Genomic DNA, 9,508 nt, shown 5'->3' on the forward strand with positions numbered 1-9,508 from the left:
CCTTTTTTGTAGGTTTAATTATGGTCAAAAAATAACCATTTAATATTTAAAAAAACATCCTATTATTTTTTAACCCATTGAACAGGCTTTCAAAGAGAGGGAGAGGTTAGACCCTCCTTAAGCCCTTAGACTGTGTTGAGGTCAATGGATAATTTTAATTGTAAAAGGAGTTATTATAATGAAAGAAAAGTTAGGTGTAGTGATGTTTGCCCTTGCCATTTTATCTTCTGGGCAAAATGCGCTCATCGCTGGGCATAAGGATTATCCTAATGATAATAGTGGAAAGAAAGCAATTGCTGCTAAATATACCCTCTACGCAGGATATGAAACCCAGGTTAATTTATTGACTGAATTTCATAAAAAAAGTAGTTTCTTCAACATTGAAGTGGATGAAACTTTAAACGCACTTACCGACCTGAAGACGTGGATAGGGATAAAGAAGGATGCTCAACTTAAAAAAGTAAAAAATACTCAGGGAGAAATAGTGGACGAGATGGTCCTCGTTGAGTCAAAAACTTCAGAAAAATGGACAAAATTGGCACAACATGTGAAGCTTTCTCAAGAGCGATTTGGGGAATGTCTTCCTACAGAAAATACAGAGAATCTCATTTTTCTGGAAAAGACCCGACTCTCATCTTTCAATCTGGAGAATCAACAGGATATCAATCTAAATGATCTCACTCTTTTAGGATTTCTCAAAAAAAAAGTGACAAAGCTAATAAAGGTTAATGTAGAAAAAGATTTGAATTCAGAGATAGAGAAATTAGAAAGTCAGCTTTCTTTGTTGAAAGAAACAAAGATGCAGAAGGTGAATATTAGTATAGAAACTGCCATGAATTCAATTAATCAATTTACAATTCCATAACCTTCTTCAAGGAAGATAAGTTTTTCCAAAAGGTGGCCTTCGGGCCGCCTTTTTTGTTAAGGGGAAATAAGTATTTAATGGAATCCTATAACGTGAAAAGTGAAGGGGATAACGCCTCGCACTTGACGCGATATCAAAAGCGATACACATTCTGGACCTCTCTTTTTTTATACGAGGATTGATCCATGTTTATTGTTTTCCTTCATTATCAAGTGCCTCTTGATCAAGTTGATCTTCATATTGAGGCGCATCGGGGTTTTTTGAAAAAGTATTATGACGAAGGAAAGTTCATTCTTTCAGGACCCCGCATTCCTCGAGAAAAGGGCGGCGTCATTGTGATGGATGCGTCTATTCGCGGACGGGTTGCTCAAATTATGAGCGAGGATCCTTTTATCCAGCAGGGTATTGCTACTTATGAAATGGTTCCTTTTGAACCCACACGTTTTCATGAGTTTTTATCCCCTATTATTGAAAGGCGAAATCAGCATCAAATTGAAGTGGTTCCCTATGATCCCTCATGGCCCCACAGATTTGAAGAATTGGCCCGTGAACTCAAAGAAATCTTAGGCGATAATTTGGTAGCAATACACCACATTGGAAGCACATCCGTGCTAGGTCTTTCTGCCAAACCTATAATTGATATCATTCCCGTTGTGAAAAATCTCGATCAGGTAGATGCAGTTTCGTCTCAATTTGAAGCCAGGGGTTACGAAGTCAAAGGCGAGCTCGGGATGATTTCAAGGCGTTTTTTTACAAAAAGTGATGCTTCTGGAAATCGTATGGCCAATGTGCATACCTGGTCTGAAGGATCCCCTGAAGTCGAACGTCATCTTATATTCTGCAACTATTTGAGGGCGCATCCTGATGTGGCTCAAGAGTATGCAAATTTAAAATTCAAACTGGCCGAAGCTTACCCCCATAATCGTGAGGGTTATACCGGAGGTAAGGGGGATTGGATCTCAAGCATTGTGGAGCGTGCCAAGCAAGAGCATGACAGAGAAAAAACTCCTTCATAAAGGAAATGAAATCCGTTGGTGTGATAATTCATAATTAAAAAAGGGTGAGGAATTTTCCTCACCCTTTTTTTCATTACGTCAAAAAACAGAAGGGATTACTTTGTCTCCTCAGCCTCTTTCTCTTTAATCTTGCGATTGTAAAGGACGCTGAGGCTACCTGCCGCCCACATCCACGCCAATGTGACAACAATCATGATGATCGCAACATAAGGCGCAATGGTGAGCTGAGTTCCAGCCGTTGCCAAAAGAAGGCCTTGTTGAATGAGCCCACCACCGGATTTACCGAGGCGACCACCGACCACGTCAACCGCAGCCTTACCTTTACTCTTCATTTCCGCATCAAGAGGAATGTAGGCCATTTCCTTCGTCGGATCAAAGAGGGAGTATTTTGTACCCTTACTCAAGATGTTTTGAGCACCACCCAAAAGCGCGGCTAAGAAGAGGGGGGCCAATCCAATCCAATCTACCATGAATCCAAGGGAGTCTTGGAAGATCACAAAGGCAAAGAAAAGGATACCTGTGATTCCAATCACAATTGGTGTTGAGATGGCGGCCGTTAACCAACCGAATTTGCGGACAACACCTTTACACATCAAAATGATGGTCATTGTGGCAACACCCGTCCAAGAAGAAATATCGCCCGTGAAAGCACTGTAATCTTTTGGATTTGGGTAAAGCGCACGAACTTGGCTTTTCCAGGTCACTTCCACAAGGTTAATGGAAATACCATAGGCCAAAACGAGAAGGGCAATGAATCCCAAATAAGGCGAGGACAAAATATATTTAAAGCTCTCACCCACGGACATTTTAGGCTTGCTTTTCTTAGGGGATTTGCTTTCTTCTTTGACTTGGTCATAGTAGAAAGGATCCGTCAAAACATTGCGGTTCATCCAATAATAAATGGCCATAATCATGAGTCCTGCAAACACCACCATGGAGATGATATAATATTGAGGGGTTTGCCAGCTATCAACATCACCCGGACGGATATGCTCCATTTTGGCGAAGAATTTTGTCAGTTGCCCCGCAAAAATCAAAGAGACGTTCGCAATTAATCCAAACATGGAATAAAAACGCTTAGCTTCATTGGTGCGTGTAATGTCGTTTGCAAACTGCCAGAACATTAATGTGAGAACGACTGAGCCCCACATTTCGGCCATGATGTAGAAAATCGCATAGCTCCATACACCCCAAATGGCGATGAAGTACTTAAGATTTTGAAACTCTGACATCAAAACTTGGATGTGCTGAGGGTCGGGATGCAGCATGGCTTTATTAGGATAAACAAAGAACGCAAAAGCCGCAAAGAAAATCAAAAATGGCGCAATGATCGCATAAAACAAGTTTTCCTTTGAAAGGACGTTACTTAATTTAGCATAGATGATCACAAAGAGAATTGAAACTGGCGTCACACCCCAGAATTTCAAAAAGCTAATCACTTCCGCACCGGCAGCAGGAACAACAAGTGAGTCTTTCACATTTCGTAAAACTGTGTAGTTAAACAAAACGAAGAACATGATGAAGCACATGGGTAAGAATTTTTTCATCTCATACCCATGAATCGGCCAAATGGCCTCTCTGATTTTACCGAATGAGGGCTCTTGTTGAGCCGCAGCGGAAGTCTTTGACATTTTTGATTCCTCAACCCTTTCTTGTTGTCGACAAATGTTTAACCAACAATCGACAGAAAATAACAAAAACACCACGAAAGATAGGAATAAATCAAATTAAAACTTAAACCAACACATCATGATGTTAAGAATTAGAAAACACTAACTAATTCCATGCTGGCATTATCATTTAACCAGTGAAAATTCAACCCTCATTTTTGCATATCTGCTTCGCATTTATGTGAGGTATACTACTCTAAAAAGATCTGCGTGCCAAGCCTTAGGATTTATTTGGCCTATTAACAAAATAATTGAATAGTGTGGATTCAAGGATGAGGTGCAATGCCCTTATTGAATAAGAAGACAATAGCGTGATTCAGGTGGCTTGCCAATGACTCAAGTGGAGATTTTCCATTCAACACCTTCCTTGGCATGAGGTTATGTCCCAGCACAATTTGCTCCAGTTCCTCCTCAGGCATATTCAACAGATCGGTTTTGCGTGGGAGATCACGCCTAAATCTTCCATTCATATTTTCAATGCCTCCTTTCTGCCACGAAGAATAGACATCGCAAAAGTAGGTTGGAACTCCAAGCTGCTGTGTGATTTCCTTGTGTTTCGCAAATTCCATCCCATTGTCAAAAGTGACGGATTTTAAAAGGTTGTCAGGAAGACTTTTAAAGAAGCACAAGAGAGCAGCTATTGTCTCAGAGGCTGTTTTGCTTGCGAGCTTAATCGCAACAGTATAGCGTGTCACTCGTTCATGAACCACCAGCATGTGCTGTGAGTTTCCTCGAAAAGACATCAGGTCCGCTTCCCAGTGACCCACTTCTTTTCGAGCCTCCACGACCTCAGGCCTGTCATGAATAGAGGTGCGATCAGGTATACGCCCTCTATGGACTCTTTTCCGTCGCCCTCTACGCGCATGGCAGCAAGGAAGAAACTTATAAAGCTTCTCCTTCTTCTTAGCAGGCTGGTAGAGCCACTGATAAATGCTTTCATGACTGATATAGGAAATCTCTTCCAATTCGCCATAAGTCTTCAAGCGCAGCGCAATAAGCTCTGGAGTAAAGCCCTCATGGAACCGTTCCAGGATATAAGCTTTTAAGCTTGCATCTCTGTCAATGCGCTGTGGCTTCTTACGACGGGACAAATAGCGTCTCCTAGCCGTATCAGGTCTGTATGCATCTTTGTTAGAGTTTCTGCGGATCTCACGCGAGATAGTGGACTTATTTCGTCCAAGACGGCGGGCCATTTCCCCAATGGATATCCCATTATCATGATAATGGGATATCAGAGTTCTTTCTACTTGGCTCAAATGCTTATATTTTTTCATCACAACGTCTCCTTTTGATCAATGCTAATTAGCATACAAGACGTTGCACCTCATCCTTGAATCCACACCGCATTTCTAATGTTCTCCTGCATGTGTTGGTTTTTGTGAAACGCAGCATTGTCCATCACAATGACGGTGTTGGGCGGAAGCTTTGGAAGCAAGTCTTGTTCAAGCCAGGCAGTGAAGATCTCTGTATTAATGTTTGTGCTAAATAGGCTTACCGTTAACAAAACTTTGCCTAACAAAGCCCCAATAACGTTGGTTCTTCCCTTAGCTCCCCAATCTTGCTGGCCATAGCAACGGAGCCCTTTTTCTGCATACCCATGAGTGCGCGGCATATCATGAGCAAAGCCGCTTTCATCGATATAAACAATAGCGCGCCCGGCTTCTTGATGTTGATTAATTTTTTCCTGGAATATATGCCGTTTTCCGACGCAGACCTTGGGATGATTGAGACTTTTTTATAGCTGATCCCGAGGCGTTTTAAGGCATACCCGACGCAACGTACGCTCACCTTCAGACGCTGTGCGCGCTCAAATTGATAGGCGTCAGGAGAGGTCTTCACATCCTCGGCAAGGGCCTGCATATCAATTTTAGTGGCAGGTTTGTTCCGCGTCTTATGAGGTGTCAAGCGCTTTGTTCAATTATAGACAGTTTGCTTGCCAACCCCAAACCTTTGAGCGGCTTGTGCCATGCTCAAGCCCTCCCGTTCTCGTATCTCTAGATACTGTTAGCTAATTTTTTAAGGGTATGTTAAAGTCCATGAAGAAAGGGAGAAATTTCATGGACAAACGCCTTTATCCAGTCTCAGAATTGTTTTTCAATAAAGAAATCAAGCCGCTAATCGATAAATGTTATTCAGCAGCGGGCCGTCCTCGAAAAGTCACAGATTATCAAGTGTTTAATGCCATTCTCTACGTGCTACGGACGGGGATTCCGTGGCGCGACTTGCCCAGCTGTTATGGTTATTGGCACACCGTTTATCTGCGTTTTAACAAGGGTAGCAAACGGGGCGTCTGGTGGCACATTTTCACACATTTGCAGCAGCATAAGAAATTGAAAATGAACATTGTTTTGATTGACTCGACCTCTTTTAAAGTTCACCGTCACGGCGGGGGACAAAAAGGGGGCACTGCAGTCGGGGAAGAAGCCGCGCAGGGATCACCACCAAACTCCACTGGGTCATGACGGCCGAAGGGCACTTTGTCGAGGGTCAATTAACCGGCGGAAACGTTCACGATGTCACGGTTGCGAGCGGACTTTTTGAAGACATTGTCGGCTGTTACGCGCGAGATATACGCAAAAGTTGGTGACGGCCGATAATGAAGCAGTTATATTGTCAGGGACGGTGACTCCACATCCATCGCAGAATTTGATACCCGTGGCCACTTTTAGCAACTGATTTTTTATAGACTCTTGCCAAAATGAATATTAAAATAGAAAAATAATGCTAGGTTCAGATTGTGAGTGCCTCGCTATGGAGTGCCAGAGTAATAGTCATGAAATATAGAGCATCTAGGGATCCCCACAAACCGCTTTTGAGCGGACTCACCCCGCTCTCAAATACCCCCCCCTGAGCCAACAGCAGTGGCATGGTTCCGCCGCTTTTTGCCATGGATGACCTTGAGACTGCTTTTCAATGGATTTCAAATTTGCGCAAAAAATATTCCCCCAATAATGACATCTGGAACTTGCGGCGGGACTGGGAGAATATCAAGGAGAGTGTTCTCGCCCAATTCAATGACGGCTCTTATCAGTTTAGCTCTTTAGAGCGTTTAGAGTTCAAAGACGGGATCCCCTCTTTGTGGACATCACAAGACATGATTGCCTTAAAACTTATCACGCAAGCCCTTGAAGCCCGAATAGGATTTGCAATTCCAAAATCTTGTTATCACGTCAAAGATCATGGGGGTTTAAAACACGCCGTTCACAAAACGCACGAGGCTCTTCCTCACCATCACTTTGTTATGCGCAGTGATATTAAAAGCTATTATCAATCCATTGATTTCAAATCATTAATGTCAATCATTGAAACTTACATCAACCATCCCGTTCTTTTAACCCTTATTTACAAAGCTTGCTGTCGAACAGAAACACGAGGAGGAATTTTTCATGACTATAATGAACGCGGCATTCCAAAAGGATCCCCTTTGTCTCCTTTACTTGGGGCGATCGCCTTAATGCCCCTTGATCAAGAGATGGGACGAATCAAAGATATTTTTTATGCCCGGTTTATGGATGACTGGGTCGTTCTGACCAAAAGTAAAACCGCTTTACGTAAGGTTGTTAAACGAACCCATCAAATTTTTAATTCACAAAAATTACATCTTCACCCGATGAAGACTTATATTGGCAAAATAAGGCAAGGTTTTAATTTCTTAGGCTATTATTTTGACGATAAAAAAATTCTCCCTGCAAAAGAAGCCATCAGGCGTTTTCACGAACGTGTTACCGCGCTTTACGAGCACCCGCAAATAAATATCACGTCTCAACGATATATGAAATCTCTCACCACACGAGATATATCTCTCTATCAAGTTGATGAACCCGCACCCAAAGATGAGGATTTCAAAAATATTCTCTTCCCTCTTCTAGCGGCCTCTAAACACCCTGAGAGATTAAAGCGGCTGCGGAAGTACCTCGATCAATGGACGTGGCTTCGCTAAAATTGGGACTCACGATGATTAAAGAGCTTGAAACATGTGTTCAGGCTTTTCTGCCCTCGCTTTTTTCACATTGGAGTGCGGGCAGCACCCCAGACGATTCCGTCTGGGGTATTTCGCTGACGGGCCGCTATTTTAGTTCATAAATGAAATGTGAAGCTGTGAGGTGAGCCGCCGTACAAACAGTATAACCACCCATCCCCCCCATTGTAGTGAGCCCCGCCGCTTTTTTGCCATTTTTTGTATAAGTTTTCTGATCCAAGATCGTGCATAGATTCAGTCGGTAAATAATTACAATAGGCCATATCATCTGTCGCATTCCATCCACCCCATGTCCAAAAGATCGCTATCGGCGCTTTTACTGCATCCCAGTTCTCAATAATTGCCCTTATATGATGATTTTTGGCCAGTTGTGACATCTCTTTATCGACTAAAAAGTTGGTGTGAACCATATCTCTATCTTGCTCGTATTCGCTTGATTATGCACCTTACGATACCCCACGTTAATACTTAGGTCTTCTCCCGTCTTACCACACTTTGAGAGGTCAAACTCTCCACTCAAGGGGTTCGGCAATGATGAAATGGGGAGCACCGTCTGCGCGTTTGTCTGGGGGTCAGTATAAATCAGTTTGCCCTTAAAAAAGCGCCAAAAAACATCCTCATCTTTCTTATTTATATTAAAATAGTCGCAAACCCACTTTTTTGCATTCTTTGCTATGGTTTTGTTCCAGTCTTTACAAACAAGCGATAAGGTTGTCCCAATCTCTCGGAAATTTGTTATGTCAGTTTTTGATGAAATAAACGCATATTTTAAGATTTCCTCCCCGATCTCTCGTGGGGCCTGCAGGAAGGCGGGTTTCATCGTCAATGATGATGATTTCTCTTCCTCTCCCTGTTTCGCAGCTTGAACGGGCTGGCAACTTAATACGGTAAGAGCACACATTGCCAATAAAGATTTTTTCGTAAATACCATAATCAACACTCCTTAAATAAAAAATCCACGAGACAATTCTCATAATTTTAGCGGATATAAAAATTAAGTAATGTTTCTTATTTTAGAATACAATATTTATTTTGCGACTAAATTCATTTTAGAGCTGGTGGAGCTACATCACATTTATTCAAGTCATGTTTCTTCTTTTTTTTATTAATATGTTTGAAGGCCTTGTGGATTATATCGGCTATGGCTTGATTTTTAAACTCTTCAAAATTAAACGAGGATTTTTCTGTTTCTTCTCTCATGAGTCAGACCTTTCTTTAAAGTGGATCTTCCTCCTCTATCAAAGCTGACACAGTTTCCAAAACACTCCTCCTCAGTTTTCACCGCGCAAGAAATTGACAAACTCTGCAAGGCCTACACGTCGCCTTCTTTTCAAACGCTCGGCGTGAAGAATGGACGAGACTTGTTCAACTGTCTCATCGACTTGATTGTTAATAATGATATAATCGTATTCGGACCAGTGACTGATTTCATCCGCTGCTTTTTTCATGCGAGCATGCACAATCTCTTCAGAGTCTTGACCACGAGAACGTAAACGCTCCTCCAAAGCTTGAGATGACGGCGGAAGTATGAAAATGCTCACAATGTCACCCGTGGAGATTTCTTTCATTTGCTGTGTGCCTTGCCAATCAATATCAAAAAGAATGTCGATACCTTGGTTCAGCTTTTTTTCAATGGAGGCTTTGGGGGTTGCATAATGGTGTCCATAGACCAGGGCATGCTCAAGCAAAAGCCCTGATTTGACCATGCCTTGAAATGCACCTTCATCAATAAAATAGTAGTCTTTTCCGTCTTCCTCACCTGGGCGTGCGGGGCGTGTTGTGACGGAAACAGACATTTCCAAATCTGTTTCTTGAGCAAGCAATTTCCGAGAAACCGTTGTTTTTCCCGCACCTGAGGGAGATGAAATCACGAGCATAAAGCCGCGTCTGCGAATATGAATTGAGGGATTTGTCATGATTTTTTCCTTTTCAAAAATCATTTTGAATGGGGCTCGCAATCATATCAAGAATTTTATAT

Annotated in this window: 12 protein-coding genes; 5 read left to right on the top strand and 7 right to left on the bottom strand. The window is 42.3% G+C overall.

Translation table 11 applies throughout. The annotated features are described in order from the left end of the window. Positions 1–178: 178 nt before the first annotated feature. Positions 179–865: a hypothetical protein gene (locus tag Bealeia2_RS05320; RefSeq protein ID WP_331256084.1), complete on the top strand. Its 687-nt coding sequence runs from the start codon at positions 179–181 to the stop codon at positions 863–865. Positions 866–1,050: 185 nt separating this feature from the next. Beyond that, positions 1,051–1,881 carry a GrpB family protein gene (locus tag Bealeia2_RS05325; RefSeq protein ID WP_331256085.1) on the top strand — a complete coding sequence of 277 codons (831 nt, stop codon included), beginning with the start codon at positions 1,051–1,053 and terminating at the stop codon, positions 1,879–1,881. 95 nt (positions 1,882–1,976) lie between these two features. Here the strand turns inward: Bealeia2_RS05325 and Bealeia2_RS05330 are convergent, their stop codons facing one another. From Bealeia2_RS05330 to Bealeia2_RS05340, 4 genes are all read right to left on the bottom strand, one after another. Then, positions 1,977–3,512 (bottom strand): Npt1/Npt2 family nucleotide transporter, encoded by a 1,536-nt coding sequence (locus Bealeia2_RS05330; protein WP_331256086.1) that lies wholly within the window; start codon positions 3,510–3,512, stop codon positions 1,977–1,979. 305 nt (positions 3,513–3,817) lie between these two features. Next, positions 3,818–4,825 (bottom strand): IS30 family transposase, encoded by a 1,008-nt coding sequence (locus Bealeia2_RS05335; protein ID WP_331256087.1) that lies wholly within the window; start codon positions 4,823–4,825, stop codon positions 3,818–3,820. Between the two features lie 50 nt (positions 4,826–4,875). Further along, positions 4,876–5,163: a transposase gene (locus Bealeia2_RS10555; protein ID WP_414437847.1), complete on the bottom strand. Its 288-nt coding sequence runs from the start codon at positions 5,161–5,163 to the stop codon at positions 4,876–4,878. Next, a complete protein-coding gene (locus Bealeia2_RS05340; RefSeq protein WP_414437863.1) occupies positions 5,064–5,411 on the bottom strand; it encodes an IS630 transposase-related protein in 348 nt (115 codons plus the stop codon). Before Bealeia2_RS05340 ends, Bealeia2_RS10555 begins: the two co-directional genes overlap by 100 nt. A gap of 197 nt (positions 5,412–5,608) precedes the next feature. On the opposite strand from Bealeia2_RS05340, the gene Bealeia2_RS05345 reads away from it, so the two are divergent. The 3 genes from Bealeia2_RS05345 (at position 5,609) to Bealeia2_RS05355 (ending at position 7,491) form a co-directional block, all read left to right on the top strand. After that, on the top strand, positions 5,609–6,013 hold the full coding sequence (locus Bealeia2_RS05345) for a transposase (RefSeq protein WP_331256089.1): 405 nt from the start codon (positions 5,609–5,611) through the stop codon (positions 6,011–6,013). After that, entirely contained in the window at positions 6,010–6,138 is a 129-nt protein-coding gene (locus Bealeia2_RS05350) for a hypothetical protein (RefSeq protein WP_331256090.1), read from the top strand. The genes Bealeia2_RS05345 and Bealeia2_RS05350 overlap by 4 nt, the downstream gene beginning before the upstream one ends. Before the next feature lie 279 nt (positions 6,139–6,417). Beyond that, positions 6,418–7,491, top strand: a complete 1,074-nt coding sequence (locus tag Bealeia2_RS05355) for a reverse transcriptase/maturase family protein (RefSeq protein WP_331256091.1) — start codon at positions 6,418–6,420, stop codon at positions 7,489–7,491. A gap of 137 nt (positions 7,492–7,628) precedes the next feature. Here Bealeia2_RS05355 and Bealeia2_RS05360 read toward each other — a convergent pair whose 3' ends face one another. The 3 genes from Bealeia2_RS05360 to gmk all read right to left on the bottom strand — a co-directional run bounded on the left by Bealeia2_RS05360 (position 7,629) and on the right by gmk (position 9,446). Further along, positions 7,629–7,907, bottom strand: coding sequence for a hypothetical protein (locus Bealeia2_RS05360; protein WP_331256092.1), 279 nt, complete (start codon positions 7,905–7,907; stop codon positions 7,629–7,631). A gap of 11 nt (positions 7,908–7,918) precedes the next feature. Continuing rightward, on the bottom strand, positions 7,919–8,461 hold the full coding sequence (locus tag Bealeia2_RS05365) for a hypothetical protein (RefSeq protein WP_331256093.1): 543 nt from the start codon (positions 8,459–8,461) through the stop codon (positions 7,919–7,921). A gap of 340 nt (positions 8,462–8,801) precedes the next feature. After that, positions 8,802–9,446 carry a guanylate kinase gene (gene gmk, locus Bealeia2_RS05370; protein ID WP_331256094.1) on the bottom strand — a complete coding sequence of 215 codons (645 nt, stop codon included), beginning with the start codon at positions 9,444–9,446 and terminating at the stop codon, positions 8,802–8,804. Positions 9,447–9,508: the final 62 nt, after the last annotated feature.

Origin of the sequence: Candidatus Bealeia paramacronuclearis, from assembly GCF_035607555.1 — a bacterium.
GTDB lineage: Bacteria > Pseudomonadota > Alphaproteobacteria > UBA9655 > UBA9655 > Bealeia > Bealeia paramacronuclearis.

What these genes read in the sequence shown, in the direction of transcription:
- Bealeia2_RS05320 (WP_331256084.1), top strand. Translation starts at nt 179, where the DNA reads ATGAAAGAAAAGTTAGGTGTAGTGATGTTTGCCCTTGCCATTTTATCT.
- Bealeia2_RS05325 (WP_331256085.1), top strand. Translation starts at nt 1,051, where the DNA reads ATGTTTATTGTTTTCCTTCATTATCAAGTGCCTCTTGATCAAGTTGAT.
- Bealeia2_RS05330 (WP_331256086.1), bottom strand. Translation starts at nt 3,512, where the DNA reads ATGTCAAAGACTTCCGCTGCGGCTCAACAAGAGCCCTCATTCGGTAAA.
- Bealeia2_RS05335 (WP_331256087.1), bottom strand. Translation starts at nt 4,825, where the DNA reads ATGAAAAAATATAAGCATTTGAGCCAAGTAGAAAGAACTCTGATATCC.
- Bealeia2_RS10555 (WP_414437847.1), bottom strand. Translation starts at nt 5,163, where the DNA reads ATGCCGCGCACTCATGGGTATGCAGAAAAAGGGCTCCGTTGCTATGGC.
- Bealeia2_RS05340 (WP_414437863.1), bottom strand. Translation starts at nt 5,411, where the DNA reads ATGCAGGCCCTTGCCGAGGATGTGAAGACCTCTCCTGACGCCTATCAA.
- Bealeia2_RS05345 (WP_331256089.1), top strand. Translation starts at nt 5,609, where the DNA reads ATGGACAAACGCCTTTATCCAGTCTCAGAATTGTTTTTCAATAAAGAA.
- Bealeia2_RS05350 (WP_331256090.1), top strand. Translation starts at nt 6,010, where the DNA reads ATGACGGCCGAAGGGCACTTTGTCGAGGGTCAATTAACCGGCGGAAAC.
- Bealeia2_RS05355 (WP_331256091.1), top strand. Translation starts at nt 6,418, where the DNA reads ATGGTTCCGCCGCTTTTTGCCATGGATGACCTTGAGACTGCTTTTCAA.
- Bealeia2_RS05360 (WP_331256092.1), bottom strand. Translation starts at nt 7,907, where the DNA reads ATGTCACAACTGGCCAAAAATCATCATATAAGGGCAATTATTGAGAAC.
- Bealeia2_RS05365 (WP_331256093.1), bottom strand. Translation starts at nt 8,461, where the DNA reads ATGGTATTTACGAAAAAATCTTTATTGGCAATGTGTGCTCTTACCGTA.
- gmk (WP_331256094.1), bottom strand. Translation starts at nt 9,446, where the DNA reads ATGACAAATCCCTCAATTCATATTCGCAGACGCGGCTTTATGCTCGTG.